Source organism: Streptomyces sp. NPDC088157 (assembly GCF_044741545.1).
In the GTDB taxonomy this organism is placed as follows: domain Bacteria; phylum Actinomycetota; class Actinomycetes; order Streptomycetales; family Streptomycetaceae; genus Streptomyces.
Map to the genome: position 1 here is coordinate 46673 of NZ_JBIUSU010000009.1, position 18749 is coordinate 65421.

The following is an 18749-nucleotide window of genomic DNA, read 5'->3' on the forward strand; positions in this document are numbered from 1 at the left end:
ACCCGCCGGGAGCGGTTGACAGCGAATTTCCAGAGGATTTCCCGCCGGTTCTCCGTCAACCGAAACCGCCGTCCGCGCAACCAACGGGTGAGGGCACAGGCACACCAAGGACGGTGACCCATGGCCGATGGCGCCATGACCACGACGTTCCTCGCCGTGATCGGCGGGGCGTCGCTGCTCGCCGTGACCGCTCGCCGGCTGCGGCCCAGCGACCGGCTGCCCTCCCTGGAGGGCTGGGCGCTCGCCGACCGCAGCCTCGGCCCGGTCTGGACCTGGCTGCTGCTCGGCGGCACGATCTTCACCGCCTACACCTTCACGGCCGTTCCGGGACTGGCCTACGGCAACGGCGCGCCCGCGTTCTTCGCGGTGCCCTACACGGTGATCGTCTGCCCCCTCGCCTTCGTCCTGCTGAGCCGGCTGTGGAGCGTGGCCCGCAGGAACGGCTATGTGACCGCCGCCGACTTCGTGCGGGGGCGGTACGGGTCGCCGCCGCTGGCCCTGGTGGTGGCGCTCACCGGGATCCTGGCGACGATGCCGTATCTCGCGCTGCAACTGCTCGGGATACGGGCGGTGCTGACGGCCGGGGGCGTGTACCCGCGGGGCGCGGCCGGGGACCTGGTGATGGTGGCGCTGTTCGCGGGGCTCGCGGTGGCGACGTACCGGCACGGCTTGCGGGCGCCCGCGGTCATCTCGGCGCTGAAGGCGGTGGCGGTGTTCGTGTCGCTGACCGCCGTGTGCTGGCTGGTGCTCCGGCAGCTCGGCGGTCCGGGAGCGGTGTTCGAGAGCGCGGCCCACCGGCTCGGCGGGACGGACGTCGCCCACTCCCCGCTGGCCCTCTCCCCCGCGCAGCGACCCGCGTACGCCACGCTCGCGCTCGGCTCCGCGCTGGCCCTGCTGATGTACCCGCACGTGCTCACCGCCGGGTTCGCCGCCGACGGGCCGCGCACCCTGCGCAAGGTCTCCGCGGCGCTGCCCGCCTGGACGGGACTGCTCGCCCTCTTCGGCTTCCTCGGCGTCGCGGCCCTCGCGGCGGGGGTGCGCGCGCCGAAGGGGAGCGCCGAGGCCGCCGTGCCGATGCTCGTCGACCGGCTGATGCCCGCTCCGCTCGCCGGGCTGGTGTTCGCCGCGATCACCGTGGGTGCGCTGGTCCCGGCCGCCGTGATGTCGATCGCCGCCGCCACCAGCTTCGTCCGGAACGTGTACGTCGAGTACGTGCATCCGACGGCCACGCCCAAGCGCCAGGTGCGGATCGCCAAAGCGGTGTCGCTGACCGCGAAGGCGGGGGCGGTGGCGTTCGTGTTCGGACTGCGCGACCAGGACGCCGTCAATCTCCAGCTGCTGGGCGGGGTGTGGATCCTCCAGATCTTCCCGGCCGTGGCCGTCGGGCTGTTCACCGGGCGGCTGCATCCGCGCGCGTTGCTCGCCGGATGGGCGGCCGGCATGGCGGCCGGGACCTTCCTGGTGGTGCGCGAGGGGTTCTCGTCCATCGTGACCCTGGGGTTCGGCCCGCTGGAGGTCTACGCCGGGATCGTGGCCCTGCTGCTCAACCTGACCGTCGCGGTGGCCGGCACCGCGACCCTCGAACGGCTCGGCGTCCCGCGTGGCGCCGACACCACCGACCTGCCGTCCCGCCTGACCGTCAGGCGGCGCCCCGAGACGGGAGCGAACCACCCGTGAGACGCAGACCCCCGATACCCGTGCCGGAGCCGTTCGTCGAGGAGCGGGTTCTCGCCCCCGCGGTGAGCGATCCGGCCGAGCTGGAACGCGAGGCCGGCCTGGCCCGGCTCTTCGAGCTGCACTACTCCTCGATGCTGCGGCTCGCCGTGCTGCTGGGCGCCGACGACCCGGAGAACGTGGTCGCCGAGGCGTACTACCAGATCTACCGCAAGTGGCGGCGGCTGCGGGACGTGGAGGCCGCGGAGGCCTATCTGCGGTCCACCGTCTGCAACCTGACCCGGATGCGGATACGTCACCTCCAGGTCGCCCGTCGGCATGTGGAGAGCCCGCCGGAGCTGCCGGACGAGACGGTGGCCTCCGCGGAGAGCACGGCGCTGCTGCACGACGACCAGCGGGTGCTGATCGACGCCCTCCAGCAGTTGCCGGCCCGGCAGCGCGAGGCGCTCGTGCTGCGCCACTGGCTCGGCCTGAAGGAGAGTGAGATCGCCGCCGCGATGGGCATCTCCTGCGGGTCGGTCAAGACCCACACCTCGCGCGGACTCGCCGCGCTGACCCAGGCGATGGAGGCCCGGCGATGAACGACACCGGCCCGGACCGTGTCCGGCGGGAACCGCCTCCGCCGTCGGCGGAGGAGCGCACCCGGCGTGAGCTGCGCGAGGCCCTGGAGGCGCTGGCCGACGGGGTGCGGCCCGCCCCGGACGCTTACCGCACGGCGCGCGGCGAGTGGCTGCGGCGCGAACGCCGCCGGCGGGTGGTGCTCGCCGTGCTGATCGCCGTCGTCTTCGCCCTGGCCACGCTGATCGGTCTGTGGGTGCTGAACCAGGCGCCGTCGGACCCGGGGGTCGTCTTCTCGGGCGCCGGCGCACCGGTGAGCCCGACGTCACTCGCCCGGCCGCAGCCCTGATTGCCCTCAGGGCCCGCCGGGAACCCGGAACTGCGTGCACCCCCGCATCGAGAACTACGCGCTCATCGGCGACGAACAGACCGCCGCCCTGGTCGGCATGGACGGTTCCGTCGACTGGCTCTGCCTGCCTCGCTTCGACTCCGGAGCCTGCTTCGCGCGCCTGCTCGGCGATGAGGAGAACGGCCACTGGCGCATCGCCCCCAAGGGGGTGCAGGGCGTCTGCACCCGGCGCGCCTACCGGCCGGACACCCTCGTCCTGGACACCGAGTGGGAGACCGACGAGGGCGCGATCCGGGTCACCGACCTGATGCCCCAACGCGACCGGGCCCCCGACGTGGTACGGATCGTGGAGGGCCTGCGCGGACGGGTCACCGTCCGCAGCACGCTGCGGCTGCGCTTCGACTACGGCTGGATCATCCCGTGGATGCGCCGGTCCGACGGTCATCGGGTGGCGATCGGCGGTCCCGACGCGGTCTGGTTCCGCAGCGAGCCGGCCGTGCCCACCTGGGGCGAGGACTTCGGCACCCACTCGCAGTTCACCGTCGCGGAGGGGGAGTCGGTCGCCTTCGTCATGACCTGGCATCCCTCGCACCAGTCGCGCCCGCCGCTCGTCGACCCGTGGGAGGCGCTGCGCGTCAGCGTCGACGACTGGCAGGCGTGGGCCGCCCGCTGCCGCTACGACGGGCCCCACCGGGACGCCGTCGTCCGCTCCCTGATCACGCTCAAGGCCCTCACCTACGTGCCCACCGGCGGTATCGCCGCCGCGCTCACCACCTCCCTGCCCGAGGAGATGGGCGGCGTGCGCAACTGGGACTACCGCTACTGCTGGCTGCGCGACTCCACCCTCACCCTCGGCGCTCTCCTTGCGGCCGGCTACGAGGACGAGGCCGAGGCCTGGCGCAACTGGCTGCTGCGCGCCGTCGCCGGTGATCCGGCGGACCTCCAGATCATGTACGGGCTGGCGGGCGAGCGCCGACTGCCCGAGTGCGAGCTGCCCTGGCTGTCCGGCTTCGCGGACTCCAGGCCCGTACGCATCGGCAACGGAGCCGTGGACCAGCTTCAACTGGACGTCTACGGCGAGGTCATGGACTCGCTGTCGCTGGCCCGGACCGCGGGCATGTCGCCCAGGCCGCACATGTGGTCGTTGCAGTGCGCGCTGATGAAGTGGCTCTGCGAGAACTGGCGGCAGGCTGACGAGGGACTGTGGGAGGTGCGCGGCGGCCGGCGTCAGTTCGTGCACTCCAAGGTGATGGTGTGGGTGGCCGCCGACCGGGCCGTGCGCGCGCTGGAGGAGTATCCCAAGCTGCGCGGCGACCTGGAGGGCTGGCGGGCGATGCGCGACGAGGTGCACCGCGAGGTGTGCGAGAAGGGCTACGACCCGGTGCGCAACACGTTCACCCAGTACTACGGCTCGCGCGACCTGGACGCCTCGCTGCTGCTGATCCCGCGCGTCGGCTTCCTGCCGCCGGACGACCCGCGCGTGGTCGGGACCGTCGACGCGGTCCGCGAGGAACTCGGCCACGGCGGTCTGCTGCGCCGCTACAGCACGGAAGGCGCGACCGTCGACGGCCTGCCGGGCGACGAGGGCACCTTCCTGGCCTGTTCGTTCTGGCTCGCGGACGCGCTGCACATGACGGGCCGCGGGAAGGAGGCCCGGAAGCTGTTCGAACGGCTGGTGGGCCTGGCCAACGACGTGGGGCTGCTGGCGGAGGAGTACGACCCGACGACCGGCCGCCACCTCGGAAACTTCCCGCAGGCGTTCAGTCACATCGGCCTGGTGAACACCGCCCTCGCCCTGTTCGGGGACGAGGAGGCAGGATAGAGGGCATGGATCTTGGACTGAAGGACCGGGTGTACGTCGTCACCGGGGCCACCCGCGGCCTCGGCAACGCCGCCGCGCACGAGCTCGTCGCGGACGGCGCGAAGGTCGTCCTCACCGGGCGGAGCGACAAGAGCGTCGCCGACGCCGCGGCCGAACTGGGGCCGAACGCCGTCGGTGTCGCCGTGGACAACGCCGACCCCGGGGCGGCGGCGCGGCTGATCGCGGCGGCGCGCGATGCCTTCGGCGGGTTCGACGGGGTGCTGGTGAGCGTGGGCGGTCCGCCGCCCGGGTTCGTCGCGGACAACACGGACGAGCAGTGGCAGACCGCGTTCGAGTCGGTTTTCCTCGGGGCGGTCCGGCTGGCGCGGGCGGCTGCCGCCGAGCTGGAGGCGGGCGGGGTCATCGGGTTCGTGCTGTCGGGGTCGGTGCACGAACCGATCCCCGGGCTGACGATCTCCAACGGCCTGCGGCCGGGACTGGCCGGGTTCGCGAAGTCGCTCTCCGACGAGTTGGGGCCGAGGGGGATCCGGGTCGTGGGCCTGCTGCCGGCCCGCATCGACACCGACCGCGTGCGGGAGCTGGACGGGCTGTCGGCCGACCCGGAGGCGACCCGGGCCGCGAACGAGTCCCGGATCCCGCTGCGGCGCTACGGCACCCCGGCCGAGTTCGGCCGGACGGCCGCGTTCCTGCTGTCGCCGGCGGCCTCCTATCTGACGGGCCTCATGGTCCCGGTCGACGGCGGAATGCGACACGGCTTCTGACGGGTCCGACGTCAGGCGCCGGGCAGGAGTGCCGGACGGGTGCGACGTCCGCTGCCGGCCTGGGGGGTCGGACCTGACGGGTGCGACGTCCGCTGCCGGCCCGGGGGGTCGGACCTGACGGGTGCGACGTCCGCTGCCGGCCCGGGGGGTCGGACCTGACGGGTGCGACGTCCGCTGCCGGGCCGCACGGGAGGGCCGAACGGGTGCCACGTCCACTGCCGGGCTGCGCGGGAGGGCCGAACGGGTGCGACATCCGCTGCCGGGCCGGGAGGCCGGACCGGTTCGGCGGCGGCGCGGCGCGGGTTCCGGCCGGTTTCGTGGGTGCGGGGCTCGGGGGCCGGTCGCGGCCGTGCGGCCGGGGCGCGGTCCGGCCGCACGGCCGCACTGCGGCCGGGGCGCGGTCCGGCGCGGCCCCCGCGCTCCGGGGGCAGCTCAACTGACCCTTTCGGCCTTGTGCTTGACGCCTCGCATCCGTACCTCCGCCGGGAGCGTCCTCAGCGCCGCCGAATCGCGCGCGTGGGTCAGGGCCTGTTCCGTCAGGTGGTCCAGCGTCGTCGCCGGGTCCACGTGGGGCTCGAGCTGCAGCCGGACCCGCGCCGCGGGCGCCTCCCTGCTGCCGGTCAGCGCCACGTGGGCGTGGGCGACGCCGTCCAGCCGCCCCGCCTCACCGGTGAGTACGCCCTCCAGGGCGCGGCCCCGCAGCAGCGCCCCCGCGCCGTCGCCCGTGTCGACCAGGAGTTCGCCGAGTCGGCGGCGGCGCAGGACCGCCGCCAGCCACCACAGGGCCAGCAGCACGAGGAGGGCCAGGACCGCGATCACCGTCGGCCACCACCAGGCCTCGCCGCGCCAGCGGGTGCGTTCGGCGGTGGTGAGCAGGCTGTCGTGCGGCCCGTCGTGGAGCCACCAGGACGGCGCCGAGGCGCCGAGGCCCACGGCCAGCACCGCGCCGCCGACGGCGAGCAGCACCAGGCCGACGACCCCGAGAAGCACGCGGTTCACGGTGGCGAGCATCGTCCTCACCCCTTCTTCCCGGGTCGCCGTACGTGGACCGACAGGGTGAGCGGCCGGACCAGGCCGAGGCCACGGACCGCGTCGGTGAGGACGGCGTCCAGGTCGGCGTGCACGTCGTCCAGGTCGCGGAAGTGGGAGAGCGCGCGGACGTCCGCCTTCCGGCGGCCCGCGCGTACCCGTACCGACTGCACGCCGGCGACCTCCATGGCCCGGTCGCGCAGTACCAGGGCGGCCGCGTCCCGGTGGAGGTTCGCCCGGACGTCCGGGTGGGTGCGGCGCATCGGCAGCAGGTCCCTGAGGCCCGGGGTGGCGGCCAGGAGGATCAGCCACAGGCCGAGGGCCGCCGCGGCCCCGGCGCCGACCAGTACCCAGACGTCGTCGAGGGGGCGCTCGGCGAGCTGCCGGGCCAGTCCGCTCCGCCAGGCCATGGCGGACCGGTGGGCGCGGACGGCGGCCACGTCGTAGAGGAAGGCGCCCGCGACGACCAGCAGCAACGCCGCCACGACAGCCGCCGGGACGCGACGCGTCGACCAGAAGCGGTGGTCGGCGGGGGCCGCCGCGCCGGGGCCGTCGTCCCGCGTGGGTTTCTCCAGAACGGGCAGTGTGCCCTGCAAGCCTCCGGGCTCGCTCATCGCGTCCTCCCGTGTGCCACGCCGGAGGCCGTGGTCAGGTGCAGCCGCTCCACGTCGACGGCGACCTCCGGGACCTCCATTCCCACCAACGCGCCTACCCGCTCGGTGACATGCCGACGCACCCGATGACAGCGTCCGCCGATATCGGTCGGGTAGTCGAGTTCGAGGTGGACCCGGACGTGCGCGGCCTCATGGTGGACGACGACGGTGGCGTGCGGGCCCGCCGCGTCGGCCGGCAGCGGGCCCACCGCCTCGCGCGCGGCCTGGGCGGCGATCTTCGCCACGACCCGGTCGGCGATGCGGGTCGCGCCGCGTTCGCCCGGGGGAACGACGGACGGGCGGCCGCCGACGGCGACGCTCCCCTCGTCCACGGAGGTCACCGGCGCCGGTCGTCACGGGTACGGAAGAAGTCGCCGAGTTCCAGGTCCCCCTCGAGGAACCGGCCGACGACGAACCCGATGGCGCCCAGTGCCGCCACCAGCAGGAAGGCCCCGAACCCGCCGAAGTATCCGGCGAAGCCCAGTGCCATGCCGGCGATCATGCCGGCCACGGCCATGCTCAAGGTGCTCTCCCCTCGGCGGTCCGGTCACCCGGCCGTCTGCGTGTCACTGGATCCGGGGCTCCGGCTCCTCGTCCTCTTCGTCGGGCAGCTTGACGTCGCTCACGGCGATGTTGACCTCGACGACCTCCAGTCCCGTCATCCGTTCCACGGCCGCGATCACGTTCTCCCGCACGGCCTGGGCCACGTCGGCGATGGCCACGCCGTAGTCGACGACGATCTCCAGGTCGAGCGCGGTCTGCACCTCGCCGACCTCGGCCTTCACGCCCCTGGTCACCGACTTCGAGCCGCCGGGCACCCGGTCCCGTACGGCGCCGAAGGTGCGGCTCAACCCGCTGCCCATCGTGTGGACGCCCAGGACGTCCCGCGCCGCGAGGCCGGCGATCTTCTCCACGACCCCGTCGGCGATGGTGGTCCGTCCCCGGGTCGACGGGTCCCCGCCGCCGCGCCTGGTCGCCTTGCGGGTCCCCAGTGGCTCGGCGCCGCCGTCGGGAATCTGCGTCCGGTGCTGCTGCTCCGTTGCCTCGGTCATCGCCGTACGTCCTTACGTCCGGTTCGTTCCTGGTCTCTCTGACCACGGTAAGCGCGGTTGCGCCGGTGCGCCCCGGGGATGCGGCAGGCTGGAGCAATGACGTCGGACGGATGGACGAGCGCGGTACGGCATCAGCTGGGCCTCGGCAGGCTGCTCCCCCTGGGCGGGCCACGGGACGGCGCGTGGATCGCGGAGGCCGCGGCCGAGGCGGTGCTGCGGCGGGCGGTGCGGGGCGTGGAGGGCGTGCGGCTGGAGGCGCTCCGGATCGCAGTGGCCGATCCGACGGGGGTGTACGAGCCCGCCGTGCCGCTCCCGCCGAGCGCCCTGCCACCCGGGCCGCTGCGGGTGACGGCGGACCTCGCCGCGTCCTCTTCGGAACCGCTGCCGACGACGGCGTCCCGGCTGCGCACGGCGCTGGCCGCGGCCGCGGCGGAGCGCCTCGGCCTGGTGGTGTCGGAGGTGGATCTCCGCGTGACGGCTCTGCTGGACGAGGATCCGGCACCGGAGGCGGTACGGCCTGCCCCCGGGCCACCGCCCGTCGGCACGGCACAGCACGGCGACGAGGCACGCGCGACCGTCGCCGCTCTGTCCGTGCCGGGGGTGACCCGGTTGACCGATCTCGTCGGCAGGGCGGTACGCATCGAGGAACGACAGCACGCGACCGCCCTGCCGCACCGCCACGCACGCGTGGAGATCGCGGTGAGTGCGAACCACCGGGCCCTGGAGGTGGCCCGGGAGGTGCGCAGGGTGGTGTCGGAGGCGCTGCGGGATCACCCGACGGTGAGCGTACTGGTCACGGCGGTGGAGTGACCGGGCCCGCGAGGGCGGCCGCTATTCGCCGACGCCGGCGATGTCCCGCAGGCGACGGCCCTGGGCGGCACGCTCGGCGGCGCGTTGCTCGTCGTAGGTACGGTCTCCGGCGCCGCGCAGCAGTGCCTTGGTCTCGATGACGGCCTCGCGGGGCGCGGCCAGGATCGCCGCGGCCAGCTCATGAGCCGCCTTGTCGAGGTCCTGCGCGGGCACGGCGAGGTTGGCGAGCCCGGAGCTCACCGCTTCCTCGGCATGCACGAAGCGGCCGGTCAGGCAGATCTCGGCCGCGCGGCCGTAACCGACCAGCGAGACGAGGGGATGCGTGCCCGTCAGGTCCGGTACCAGGCCGAGGCTGGTCTCCCGCATGGCGAACTGCACGTCGTCGGCGACGACGCGAAGGTCACAGGCGAGAGCGAGCTGGAAGCCGGCGCCGATGGCGTGGCCCTGGACGGCGGCGATGGACACGACGTCGTTGCGCCGCCACCAGGTGAAGCCCTCCTGGAACCCGGCGATCGCGGCGTCGAGTTCGGCGTCGCCGCTGCGCGCGAGATCGATGAAGGACGGCTCGCCCTCGATCCCCTCGGGCGTGAACATCTGCCGGTCGAGCCCCGCGGAGAAGGACTTGCCCTCGCCGCGCAGCACGACCACGCGGACGGAGCCCGGCACCAGCCGTCCGGCCTCGGCGAGCGCCCGCCACATCGCGGGGCTCTGCGCATTGCGCTTGGCCGGGTTGGCCAGCGTCACCGTGGCGAACGCGTCGTCGACGGTGAGCCGTACGCCGTCCTTGTCGAGCAGGGGAACGAGTTCCTGGTCGGGCGTGGCCATGAGGCGCCTCCGAGGGGTGCGGTCAGCTAGCGTCGGCTAAGTGACTGCACAGTAACCACCCTGCCGGTCCGGAGTCCCCCCGGGCCCCTTTCAGGGCCCGGGAGCAGACCGGCCGGGTGGTCACCGAAGGCGGTGCGCCGCCCCGAATCAGGACGAGGCGGCCTTCTTGCCTCGGGTCGCCCCGCCACGCCCACGCAGCGTGACGCCCGACTCGCTGAGCATCCGGTGGACAAAGCCATACGAGCGACCGGTTTCCTCGGCCAGCGCCCGGATGCTCGCACCGGAGTCGTACTTCTTCTTCAGGTCTGCCGCGAGCTTGTCGCGCGCGGCGCCGGTCACCCGGCTGCCCTTCTTCAGAGTCTCGGCCACCCGTGCCTCCTCATGGGAAGTGCGCTCTGGTCATCCTCATGATCACCCCTCCGGGGCGCGATGGCCACCCATTCGGCAAGGTCCGTGCCACAGGCTTTTGACGACAGGAGCGCGTCCCCACAAACGGAATCTGTGATTCCACACGGCGCTGTTCGTGGGGCCGAACGGGTTGTCGCGCGAAGTGGCAGGTCAGAGACGCGCGACGGCCGATCCCTTGTCGACAAAGGGATCGGCCGTGAAATCGATGTACGACACACCTCGATACGAGGAGATCTCACACAGATGATGGATCACCGGTGGGCCGAATGATCCAGACGAATGATCCAACACCGTGGATCACGCGAAGAAGCGCGTGGCGGATCACCGGGTGGATCTCGCGGTGGACGTGCGGTCGGTGGGCGGTGACCGTCAGGCCAGCGCGACCAGATCCGCGTAGTCGGCGCCCCAGAGGTCCTCGACGCCGTCGGGCAGCAGGATGATCCGCTCGGGCTGGAGCGCCTCCACGGCGCCCTCGTCGTGGGTGACGAGGACGACCGCGCCCTTGTAGGTGCGCAGCGCGCCGAGGATCTCCTCGCGGCTGGCCGGGTCGAGGTTGTTGGTGGGCTCGTCGAGCAGCAGCACGTTGGCCGAGGAGACCACCAGGGTGGCGAGGGCCAGTCGGGTCTTCTCGCCGCCGGAGAGCACGCCGGCGGGCTTGTCGACGTCGTCGCCGGAGAACAGGAACGAGCCGAGCGTCTTGCGGACCTCGACCAGATCCAGGTCGGGGGCGGCGGACCGCATGTTCTCCAGGACCGTACGCTCCGGGTCGAGGGTCTCGTGCTCCTGCGCGTAGTAGCCGAGCTTGAGGCCGTGACCGGCGACGACCTCGCCGGTGTCGGGCTTCTCCGCCCCGCCCAGCAGACGCAGCAGGGTCGTCTTGCCGGCGCCGTTCAGCCCGAGGATGACGACGCGCGAGCCCTTGTCGATGGCCAGGTCGACGTCCGTGAAGATCTCCAGCGAGCCGTAGGACTTCGACAGTCCCTCGGCCATCAGGGGCGTCTTGCCGCAGGGCGCGGGCTCGGGGAAGCGGAGCTTGGCGACCTTGTCGGACTGGCGGACCGCCTCCAGGCCGGAGAGCAGCTTGTCGGCACGGCGGGCCATGTTCTGCGCGGCGACCGTCTTGGTGGCCTTGGCGCGCATCTTGTCGGCCTGCGAATGCAGTGCGGCGGCCTTCTTCTCGGCGTTCTGCCGCTCCCGCTTGCGGCGCTTCTCGTCGGACTCGCGCTGCTGCTGGTAGAGCCGCCAGCCCATGTTGTAGACGTCGATCTGGGAGCGGTTGGCGTCCAGGTAGAACACCTTGTTGACGACCGTCTCGACCAGGTCGACGTCGTGGCTGATGACGATGAAGCCGCCGCGGTAGGTCTTGAGGTAGTCGCGCAGCCAGACGATCGAGTCGGCGTCGAGGTGGTTCGTCGGCTCGTCGAGGAGCAGCGTGTCCGCGTCGGAGAACAGGATGCGGGCCAGCTCGACCCGGCGCCGCTGACCGCCGGAGAGCGTGTGCAGGGGCTGGCCGAGCACGCGGTCGGGCAGGTTGAGCGCGGCGGCGATGGTGGCGGCCTCGGCCTCGGCGGAGTAGCCGCCCTTGGTGAGGAACTCCGTCTCCTGGCGCTCGTACTGGCGCATCGCCTTGTCGCGGGTCGCGCCCGAGCCGTTCGCGATCCGCTGTTCGTTCTCGCGCATCTTGCGGATCAGGATGTCCAGGCCGCGCGCGGAGAGGATGCGGTCGCGGGCCAGCACGTCGAGGTCGCCGGTGCGGGGGTCCTGCGGGAGGTAGCCGACCTCGCCGGAGCGGGTGACCTGGCCGGCGGCCGGGATGCCCTCGCCGGCCAGGACCTTGGTCAGCGTGGTCTTGCCGGCGCCGTTGCGCCCGACCAGACCGATGCGGTCGCCCTTGGCCACACGGAAGGAGGCGTTCTCGATGAGGATGCGGGCACCGGCGCGCAGCTCGATGCCGGAGGCGGAGATCACGGACAGACTCCAGTGCGAAGGTCGTTGGCGGGATGGGCGGCTGAGGACGTTCCCGCCGTCTAATGCGCGAGGAGAATGGCCATGGGGGCCAGTCTAACGGGATCGTGCAAGCACTTTTTCTGGGTCCAGGTGTTCGATCTTTCCGTGCGCCCGCTTTCCGTCCCTCCGTCGGATTTCCGTTCCGGGGCGTTGTCAGTGGCGGGTGCCAGACTGGGCGGCGAGGGACGAATCCGGCATCGATCACAGTCGGTCACAAGGGAGTGATCCGTATGGCAGGCACGAACAGCGCGCGGCCCGGCATCTGCCCGACGGTGTTGTACGCCGACGCGAAGGCGGCGATCCGGCAGCTCACGGAGGCCCTGGGATTCACGGAGCTGTCCGTGTACGAGGGCGAGGACGGCTCGGTCATGCACGCCGAACTGGCGCAGGGAAACGGCGTGGTGATGCTCGGCTCCAAGGGCCGCGGCGGTGTCTTCGACACGGCGATGAAGGACGCGGGCCCGGCCGGGGTGTACGTCGTGGTGGACGACGTGGACGCACACCACCGGCGGGCCGTGGAACACGGCGCGGAGATCCTGATGCCCCCGACGGACCAGGACTACGGCTCCCGGGACTACATGGCCAGGGACCTCGAGGGCAACCTCTGGAGCTTCGGCACGTACGCGCCCGAGATACAGGGCTGAGACCCCCCCGGGAGCCGGGGCGAAGCCCTCTCGGAACTCCTCGACGAGGCCTCTCCGGAGCCCGTGCGCAGTCCGTGCGGAGCTCGTTCAGCTGCCCCCGGTGTGCACCTGGAAGGCGGCCCTGCGGACGGCCTTGGCCAGGGCCGGGTCGGGGTGCGCGGCGGCGAGCGCCACCAGCACCTGCACCGTGCGTGGGTGTCCCACGGCCCGCACCTCGGTCAGGAGGGCGGGCACGGTCGGCTGCAGCGCGGACTCCAGGTGACGTACGAGCATCGGCGCCTCACCGTGGTCGGCGACGGCCGCGGCGGTGTCGACCCACAGCCAGGTGGCCTCCCGCCGGGTGAGCACCTCGTGGGCGTCCTCCGGGTCGACACCGTCGTGCTCGGCGAGCCACAGCAGGGCGTACGGCCGCAGGGCCGGTTCGTCGACGACCGCGCGGACGTCGGGCTCGGCGGGGGCGCCGACGACTCGCAGCGCCTCGAAGGCGAGGCCGCGCAGCAGGGCGTCGTCGCCACGGGCGGCGAGGAGCAGCTCGGCGACGGCGCTGCCGACGGTCCGGGCGGCGAGCCAGGCCCGGTACTCCGCGCGGGCCGCGTTCGGGCGCAGTTGGGCGCAGCCGCGGAGCATGGCCTCGGCCGACTGCTCGATGTTGCCCGCGGGGCTCTGCGCTGCGACGCAGATCTGCTCCAGCTTGACCCAGACCGCCCAGCTGCCCAGCGGTGTGAGCGTGGCCTGTCCGGCGCCGTAGGTGAGGGCGCCCACGGCGGCGAGGGCGTGCAGCGCCCAGTCGAGGAGGGGGGCGAGTTCGGCGTCCTGGGCGGGCTCGGCCGGGTCGGCGTCGGCGGAGAGGACCGGGGCGATGGGGGTCGCAGGTTCCGAGCCGGCGCCGTAGGGCACCTCGCAGCGCTCGGTGCGCAGTTCCGTGACGCGCTGGCGCAGCAGGTCCAGGAGCTGCTCCACGGGGACGGGCCCGGCGGAGAGCTGGAGGAACGAGAGCACCTGGGGCATGGCCGAGACGACCTCGGCGACGGCGCCGGGCTCCTGGTCCCCGGGTTCCGGGGAGGCGAGCGACCAGGCGTCGAACAGGGCGACCCAGCCGCGCAGGACGGCGCTGTCGTCGCGGTTCCAGGCGCGCAGCCGCCAGCCGGGGCGGGCGCTGTCGCCGTGCACCTCGACGAGCCCGGCGAGGCGGGCGGTGTCCCAGTCGGCGCGGATCCGATCCGTGGTCAGGCCCAGATCGCTGGCCGCCCGTTCGGCGGTCGCCTCGGAGAGCGTGGCCTTGCCGTCGGCCGTGGCGGCGTCTCGGCCGGGGCCGAGGGCGTTGTCGGCCCAGCGGGCGACGCGGGCCGCGGCGGCCAGTCCGGAGCGTGCCATTCTGGCCAGCTCCGCGGGGGCCGGGGTGCCCTCCGGCGGGCGGGGGGCGGGGCGGCGCGGGCGCCGCTCGTTCACAGCTGAGGGTGCGGCGGCCAGGGGTCGCGGGCGGACGAGTCGAAGCCTGGAGTCGCGCGGGATACGGGACGTCACGGGTGCAGTCTTCCGGTTGACGGTCCGAAAACCCAAACGGAATGTCACGGCGGGCTACGGGAGTGGCCAAGGCACCGGGTTCCGGGAGGGACGAGGAGACGTCTTCAGGCCAGTGGTACGGGCTTAAACGGAACCGTCGGGACCGGTCCGGGGCCTGTCTCGGACTCATGGGAACGGACCTCCCGGACGAGCCCCCGTGCACGGCAGCGGCTCACATCAGCGGGGTCAGGAAGCGGCGCAGGGCCTCCTCGTAGGCCGCGGGGTCGGGGTTCCACATGGCACCGTGCGAGGCGTGCGGGACGGTGTGCAGGGAGACCAGCTCGGGGCGGCGGTCGGCGAGGCGGCGGGAGACGCTCCAGGGGGCGACGGTGTCGTCGGGGCCGTGCAGGATCAGGGTCGGCACCTTCAGCCGGTCGGGATCGGCGGCCGCGTCACCGTGGCCGCCGGGACCGTGCCCACCGGGACCGGCGTGCAGCCCGGTGCGGCCCTCGGCGGCGCGGACGGCGAGCGGGAGCAGCGGGCGGGGGGTGCGCCGGGCGGCGGCGAGAGCACGCAGCGTCGTCCGCCAGTCGAGGACCGGGGAGTCGAGCACGAGTCCCGAGACGAGATCGCGCAGCCCCGAGTCGGCGGCGGCGCGCAGGGCCATGGTGGCGCCGGTGGACCAGCCGAGCAGGACGACGCGTTGGGCGCCGTAGCGCACGGCGTACCGCATCGCCGCGTCCAGGTCGCGCCACTCGGTCTCGCCGAGGTGGTTCAGGCCGTCCGGGGAGCGGGGTGCGCCGAGGTCGCCGCGGTGCGCGAGGGCGAGTACGGGGAAGTGACGGCGGTGCAGGAAGCCCATGAGGTTCAGGGCCTGTTCCCGCGTGGTGCCCAGGCCGTGCACGGCGATCACCCAGGTGCGGCGCGCGCCGGGTACGAACCAGGCGGGCAGGTTGCCCAGCTCGCCGGGGACGTCGACGTCGGCGTGGTCGAGGCCGAGGGCGCTGCCGGGGTTGCCGACATGGAGGTTGGGGGTGAGCCAGACCGAATCGCCGGGGTTCAGGCTGCCGTGGGTGACCCGTTCCAGGCGGCGTACGACGGTGTCGGCGGAGTGCGGGGCGGTGGGCAGGACGGGGCCCACGACCGCGTGGGAGCCGTTGCCGGAGAGGCCGTAGGTGCCGGGGCGAAGGCTGGCCAGGTCACGGGTGAGGGTGATGTGGCCGGCCGCCGTGCCGTGCACGGTGAGCCGGGGCTCGGTGGGCAGGGGCCGGCCGGGCCGTGCCTTCAGCGCGGCGTCGCTGGCCAGTCGGCCGGCGGCGACACTGGCGGCTCCGGCAGCCAGGGCTGCGGTGACGGCGGCGGCCGTCGCTTTGACAGTGCGCACGCGTCCAGTGTCCTGGCCCGTTGTCCTCCCGGCCAGTGGTGGAGCCGGGTGGGGTAAGGAGGGGGCGACAGCGGTGAGGTGAGGACCGCTCATCCGGTGGGCGGGAACGGCCGGGGGGAGCGGGTCAGTCCCGCTGCCCGTATCCGCGCAGTCGCTCGCCCGCCTCCGCGACCTGTTCCTCCGTCAGGAGCGAGGGACTCAGGCCGGGTACCGACGCGGCCGTCAGCCACAGGCGGCACATCCACTCCAGTTGGGCCGTGCGGTCGTAGGCCTGGTCGAGGGTGGTGCCGTGGGTGAGGGTGCCGTGGTTGCGGAGGAGGCAGCCGCTGCGGCCGGCGAGGGCCCGGAGCATGTGGTCGGCCAACTCCTCGGTGCCGTAGGCCGCGTAGGGGGCGACCCGGACCGGGCCGCCGAGCGCGCCCGCCATGTAGTGGACGCGGGGAAGCTCGGTGACGAGGGTCGAGACGGCGGTCGCGTGCACGGCGTGCGTGTGGACGACCGCTTCGGCGTCCGTGGTGCGGTAGACGGCGAGGTGCATGGGCAGCTCGCTCGTCGGGCGCAGGGTGCCGAGCACCTGCCGTCCGGTGAGGTCGACGCCCGTGACGTCGTCCGGGGTGAGCCGCTCGTAGGGCACGCCCGACGGTGTGACCAGCACGGTGTCGCCGACGCGTACGGAGACGTTGCCCGAGGTGCCGACGACGAGTCGGTCGCTCACGGTGCGGCGGGCCGTCGCCACGAGCGCCTCCCAGGCCCGCGCCTCCTCGAGGACGGCATGCCTGCCCCGCCGCTCCTCCGCGCCCGGTACGCCGTCCCGGTGATCCCGGGTGTCCCCCTGCTCGCGTCGCTGCTCAGCCATACCGCGATCCTGCCAGGAGCTGCCGGAGGCCGTCACGGGCCGCGGCGGGGCGCGGCCACCGCAGGCCGGAGGCCGGCGCATCCGGAAGACCGCACACCCGCCGGGGCCGGTGCCGCTGAGCCGTTTCCGCGGCGCATACCACTTCGCCCTTCCGGAAAAAGCTCGTGCACGGCCCAGGCCGCGTGTTTCGTACACAATGCGGCGGCGGGAGGCGGGCGGGCGGACTCTGCCGCCCCTGCTCGACGTCGAGTACGACCCCTACGTCGGCGGGCGCCGGTGGCACGGCCCGGCCACGGCGAAAACGGTCGCCGGGACCAGGGCCGCCGGCGACGAGGCGCACCGGCTCACCGGCCGTCGTCCCGTGCTCTGGGCGGCGACCCAGTGGTGGGACCCGTGCACGAAGCGGCAGCGGTGGCCCCGCCGCGGATCACGCCCTGTGGATCGCCCGTCACCAGGCGTCCGACCGCCCGAATCCCGCCGACCGGACGACCGACCGGACGACCGACTTGGACCTTCTGACAGTACGCCGACAGCGGCAGCCTGCCCGGGTGACCGGGACTCTCTTCGACGGCTCCGGGACCCCGCTGTGGAGGTTCGCCAACGTCGGGTGAGCGTAAGGCGCTTGCCCCACCCGCGGCCACGCGGGGAAGCACCACTCCGGCCCCCTTGCACAGACACCGTGATGCCGTCCTCAGTTCATCTTCCGTTCACCCGGATTGCTTACGGTCAACCTGCCAATGACTTCGAACGATTGCCTGGGTAAATGGAAAACTTCTCGCTGATCCTCGCGATTGTGGTCGTAACCGCACTCGCGTTCGATTTCACGAACGGTTTTCACGACACCGCCAACGCGATGGCCACCACCATCTCGACCGGTGCACTCAAGCCCAAGGTCGCGGTGGCCATGTCCGCCGCGCTGAACCTTGTGGGCGCTTTCCTCTCGGTGGAGGTCGCCAACACGATCTCCAAGGGTCTCGTCGACGAGACCGGCATCCGTCCCGAGGTCATCTTCGCCGCCCTGGTCGGCGCGATCCTCTGGAACCTGCTGACCTGGCTGGTGGGCCTGCCGTCCAGTTCCTCACACGCCCTGATGGGCGGTCTGATCGGCGCCACCATCGCCTCGGCAGGTACCGGCGCGGTGCACGGTGACGCCCTGGTCACCAAGGTGCTGATCCCGGCGATCGCGGCGCCGATCGTCGCGGGCGTCGCGGCGATGCTCGCGACCCGCCTCTCCTACACCCTCGGCAAGAAGGCCGACGGCAAGGCGGCGGCCAAGGGCTACCGCACGGGCCAGATCGCCTCGGCCGGCCTGGTCTCCCTCGCGCACGGCACCAACGACGCGCAGAAGACGATGGGCATCATCACCCTGGCGCTGGTCGCCGGCGGCGCCGTGGCCCCCGACTCCGACCCGCCCACCTGGGTCATCCTCTCCGCCGGCATGGCCATCGCGCTCGGCACCTACCTCGGCGGCTGGCGCATCATCCGCACCATGGGCAAGGGCCTGACCGACCTCCAGCCGCAGCAGGGCTTCGCCGCCCAGACCAGCGCGGCCACGGTCATCCTGGCCTCCTCCCACCTCGGCTTCTCCCTCTCCACCACCCACTCGGTCTCCGGTGCGGTGATGGGCGCGGGGCTGGGCCGCAAGGGCGGTGTGGTCCGCTGGTCGACGGCGACCCGCATGTTCGTCGCGTGGGGCCTGACGCTCCCGGCCGCGGCCCTGGTGGGCGCGCTCGCCGAGTCCGTCACCGACCTGGGCGACTGGGGAACGGCCGTCGTCGCCGTCTTCCTGATCGCCTCCAGCGCGGCCATCTGGAAGATCTCCCGGCGCGAGGTCGTCGACGCCTCTAACGTCAACGAGGCCGGGGAGCCGGCGGGCGTCATCACGACGGCGATCGCCGTCGTCACCCCGCCGCCCACGGGCACGCTCCCCGAGGACCTCACCACGGACCTGACGGCCACCATCCCCGGCCCGTCCATCGAGCCCGCGACCCCCGCCGCTCCCCCGGCCGCGGCCGTCTGAGCCCGCGCACCCGGCACGAAGGAAGAGAAGCAGCATGAAGATCGACTGGGCAGCCCTGGGCTCCGTCTTCGGTGTCAGTCTCGTGGTCACCGTGGGCCTCGTGGCCCTGTTCACCCTCGGCGTCATGGGCCTGTCGCGGCAGGAGCGCGCGACGGCGGAGGGCGGCTCCGACACCCTCGCGGTGACCGGCGCGTACGCGTGCTTCGCGGCCTGCGCGGCGGCGGTGGCCTACGGAATCTCACTGATCGTCGCCTGACGCGCCATGGAGACACCCGAGGGGTGGGGGGGGGGGGCCCCCCCCCCCCCCCCCCCCCCTGGTGGCCGCACGCAGAGGGGCGTGGGGGGGGTAGGGGGCAACACCCCACGGCCGCCCACCACCCCCACCGACGACGAC

At 73.2% G+C, this 18749-nt stretch carries 20 protein-coding genes; 9 read left to right on the plus strand and 11 right to left on the minus strand.

The features are described from left to right. Positions 1 to 120 precede the first annotated feature (120 nt). The 5 genes from ACIPFH_RS32175 to ACIPFH_RS32195 are packed head-to-tail and all read left to right on the plus strand — an operon-like array spanning position 121 to position 5164. A complete protein-coding gene (locus ACIPFH_RS32175; RefSeq protein ID WP_401832012.1) occupies positions 121 to 1677 on the plus strand; it encodes a sodium:solute symporter in 1557 nt (518 codons plus the stop codon). Then, the gene (locus tag ACIPFH_RS32180; RefSeq protein WP_401832014.1) at positions 1674 to 2255 is read left to right on the plus strand and encodes a SigE family RNA polymerase sigma factor; all 582 of its coding nucleotides are present in this window, start codon (positions 1674 to 1676) and stop codon (positions 2253 to 2255) included. The genes ACIPFH_RS32175 and ACIPFH_RS32180 overlap by 4 nt, the downstream gene beginning before the upstream one ends. Then, positions 2252 to 2581: a hypothetical protein gene (locus ACIPFH_RS32185; RefSeq protein ID WP_401832015.1), complete on the plus strand. Its 330-nt coding sequence runs from the start codon at positions 2252 to 2254 to the stop codon at positions 2579 to 2581. Before ACIPFH_RS32180 ends, ACIPFH_RS32185 begins: the two co-directional genes overlap by 4 nt. 34 nt (positions 2582 to 2615) lie before the next feature. Beyond that, positions 2616 to 4403, plus strand: a complete 1788-nt coding sequence (locus ACIPFH_RS32190) for a glycoside hydrolase family 15 protein (protein ID WP_401832017.1) — start codon at positions 2616 to 2618, stop codon at positions 4401 to 4403. Positions 4404 to 4408: 5 nt separating this feature from the next. After that, a complete protein-coding gene (locus ACIPFH_RS32195) occupies positions 4409 to 5164 on the plus strand; it encodes an SDR family oxidoreductase (RefSeq protein WP_401832020.1) in 756 nt (251 codons plus the stop codon). A 432-nt stretch (positions 5165 to 5596) separates the two neighbouring features. On the opposite strand, the gene amaP is transcribed toward ACIPFH_RS32195, so the two are convergent. Genes amaP through ACIPFH_RS32220 form a run of 5 tightly spaced genes read right to left on the minus strand, consistent with a single transcriptional unit; the run spans position 5597 to position 7898 of the window. Further along, positions 5597 to 6175, minus strand: a complete 579-nt coding sequence (amaP, locus tag ACIPFH_RS32200; protein ID WP_401832022.1) for an alkaline shock response membrane anchor protein AmaP — start codon at positions 6173 to 6175, stop codon at positions 5597 to 5599. Between the two features lie 5 nt (positions 6176 to 6180). Then, on the minus strand, positions 6181 to 6807 hold the full coding sequence (locus ACIPFH_RS32205; RefSeq protein ID WP_401832024.1) for a DUF6286 domain-containing protein: 627 nt from the start codon (positions 6805 to 6807) through the stop codon (positions 6181 to 6183). Continuing rightward, on the minus strand, positions 6804 to 7187 hold the full coding sequence (locus ACIPFH_RS32210) for an Asp23/Gls24 family envelope stress response protein (RefSeq protein WP_401832026.1): 384 nt from the start codon (positions 7185 to 7187) through the stop codon (positions 6804 to 6806). Before ACIPFH_RS32210 ends, ACIPFH_RS32205 begins: the two co-directional genes overlap by 4 nt. Continuing rightward, positions 7184 to 7369, minus strand: a complete 186-nt coding sequence (locus ACIPFH_RS32215; RefSeq protein ID WP_356262149.1) for a hypothetical protein — start codon at positions 7367 to 7369, stop codon at positions 7184 to 7186. Before ACIPFH_RS32215 ends, ACIPFH_RS32210 begins: the two co-directional genes overlap by 4 nt. A 43-nt stretch (positions 7370 to 7412) precedes the next feature. Further along, positions 7413 to 7898: an Asp23/Gls24 family envelope stress response protein gene (locus tag ACIPFH_RS32220; RefSeq protein WP_401832028.1), complete on the minus strand. Its 486-nt coding sequence runs from the start codon at positions 7896 to 7898 to the stop codon at positions 7413 to 7415. A 96-nt stretch (positions 7899 to 7994) separates the two neighbouring features. Here ACIPFH_RS32220 and ACIPFH_RS32225 point away from each other — a divergent pair, with 96 nt between their 5' ends. Then, a complete protein-coding gene (locus tag ACIPFH_RS32225) occupies positions 7995 to 8708 on the plus strand; it encodes a nucleopolyhedrovirus P10 family protein (protein ID WP_401832030.1) in 714 nt (237 codons plus the stop codon). Positions 8709 to 8729: 21 nt separating this feature from the next. Here the strand turns inward: ACIPFH_RS32225 and ACIPFH_RS32230 are convergent, their stop codons facing one another. The 3 genes from ACIPFH_RS32230 to ACIPFH_RS32240 all read right to left on the minus strand — a co-directional run bounded on the left by ACIPFH_RS32230 (position 8730) and on the right by ACIPFH_RS32240 (position 11909). After that, positions 8730 to 9533 carry an enoyl-CoA hydratase/isomerase family protein gene (locus ACIPFH_RS32230; RefSeq protein ID WP_401832033.1) on the minus strand — a complete coding sequence of 268 codons (804 nt, stop codon included), beginning with the start codon at positions 9531 to 9533 and terminating at the stop codon, positions 8730 to 8732. Positions 9534 to 9680: 147 nt separating this feature from the next. After that, positions 9681 to 9902: a helix-turn-helix domain-containing protein gene (locus ACIPFH_RS32235; protein WP_004002281.1), complete on the minus strand. Its 222-nt coding sequence runs from the start codon at positions 9900 to 9902 to the stop codon at positions 9681 to 9683. Between the two features lie 408 nt (positions 9903 to 10310). After that, positions 10311 to 11909 carry an ABC-F family ATP-binding cassette domain-containing protein gene (locus ACIPFH_RS32240; protein WP_142269662.1) on the minus strand — a complete coding sequence of 533 codons (1599 nt, stop codon included), beginning with the start codon at positions 11907 to 11909 and terminating at the stop codon, positions 10311 to 10313. Between the two features lie 269 nt (positions 11910 to 12178). On the opposite strand from ACIPFH_RS32240, the gene ACIPFH_RS32245 reads away from it, so the two are divergent. After that, the gene (locus ACIPFH_RS32245; RefSeq protein WP_356262163.1) at positions 12179 to 12592 is read left to right on the plus strand and encodes a VOC family protein; all 414 of its coding nucleotides are present in this window, start codon (positions 12179 to 12181) and stop codon (positions 12590 to 12592) included. An 87-nt stretch (positions 12593 to 12679) separates the two neighbouring features. On the opposite strand, the gene ACIPFH_RS32250 is transcribed toward ACIPFH_RS32245, so the two are convergent. The 3 genes from ACIPFH_RS32250 to ACIPFH_RS32260 all read right to left on the minus strand — a co-directional run bounded on the left by ACIPFH_RS32250 (position 12680) and on the right by ACIPFH_RS32260 (position 16335). Continuing rightward, on the minus strand, positions 12680 to 14116 hold the full coding sequence (locus tag ACIPFH_RS32250) for a hypothetical protein (RefSeq protein WP_356262166.1): 1437 nt from the start codon (positions 14114 to 14116) through the stop codon (positions 12680 to 12682). Positions 14117 to 14327: 211 nt separating this feature from the next. After that, on the minus strand, positions 14328 to 15479 hold the full coding sequence (locus ACIPFH_RS32255) for an alpha/beta hydrolase (RefSeq protein ID WP_401832035.1): 1152 nt from the start codon (positions 15477 to 15479) through the stop codon (positions 14328 to 14330). Between the two features lie 124 nt (positions 15480 to 15603). After that, positions 15604 to 16335: a class II aldolase/adducin family protein gene (locus ACIPFH_RS32260; protein ID WP_401832037.1), complete on the minus strand. Its 732-nt coding sequence runs from the start codon at positions 16333 to 16335 to the stop codon at positions 15604 to 15606. 763 nt (positions 16336 to 17098) lie between these two features. Between ACIPFH_RS32260 and ACIPFH_RS32265 the strand changes: the two genes are divergently transcribed. Continuing rightward, positions 17099 to 18355, plus strand: a complete 1257-nt coding sequence (locus tag ACIPFH_RS32265; RefSeq protein WP_401832040.1) for an anion permease — start codon at positions 17099 to 17101, stop codon at positions 18353 to 18355. Positions 18356 to 18389: 34 nt separating this feature from the next. Further along, complete coding sequence (locus tag ACIPFH_RS32270; RefSeq protein WP_359123794.1) at positions 18390 to 18611, plus strand: hypothetical protein; 222 nt, start codon at positions 18390 to 18392, stop codon at positions 18609 to 18611. Positions 18612 to 18749: the final 138 nt, after the last annotated feature.

Bases quoted from the DNA above. Each gene is read 5' to 3' on its own strand.
- amaP (WP_401832022.1), bottom strand. From the start codon at position 6,175: ATGCTCGCCACCGTGAACCGCGTGCTTCTCGGGGTCGTCGGCCTGGTG.
- ACIPFH_RS32245 (WP_356262163.1), top strand. From the start codon at position 12,179: ATGGCAGGCACGAACAGCGCGCGGCCCGGCATCTGCCCGACGGTGTTG.
- ACIPFH_RS32230 (WP_401832033.1), bottom strand. From the start codon at position 9,533: ATGGCCACGCCCGACCAGGAACTCGTTCCCCTGCTCGACAAGGACGGC.
- ACIPFH_RS32195 (WP_401832020.1), top strand. From the start codon at position 4,409: ATGGATCTTGGACTGAAGGACCGGGTGTACGTCGTCACCGGGGCCACC.
- ACIPFH_RS32175 (WP_401832012.1), top strand. From the start codon at position 121: ATGGCCGATGGCGCCATGACCACGACGTTCCTCGCCGTGATCGGCGGG.
- ACIPFH_RS32260 (WP_401832037.1), bottom strand. From the start codon at position 16,335: ATGGCTGAGCAGCGACGCGAGCAGGGGGACACCCGGGATCACCGGGAC.
- ACIPFH_RS32205 (WP_401832024.1), bottom strand. From the start codon at position 6,807: ATGAGCGAGCCCGGAGGCTTGCAGGGCACACTGCCCGTTCTGGAGAAA.
- ACIPFH_RS32270 (WP_359123794.1), top strand. From the start codon at position 18,390: ATGAAGATCGACTGGGCAGCCCTGGGCTCCGTCTTCGGTGTCAGTCTC.
- ACIPFH_RS32265 (WP_401832040.1), top strand. From the start codon at position 17,099: ATGGAAAACTTCTCGCTGATCCTCGCGATTGTGGTCGTAACCGCACTC.
- ACIPFH_RS32225 (WP_401832030.1), top strand. From the start codon at position 7,995: ATGACGTCGGACGGATGGACGAGCGCGGTACGGCATCAGCTGGGCCTC.
- ACIPFH_RS32220 (WP_401832028.1), bottom strand. From the start codon at position 7,898: ATGACCGAGGCAACGGAGCAGCAGCACCGGACGCAGATTCCCGACGGC.
- ACIPFH_RS32185 (WP_401832015.1), top strand. From the start codon at position 2,252: ATGAACGACACCGGCCCGGACCGTGTCCGGCGGGAACCGCCTCCGCCG.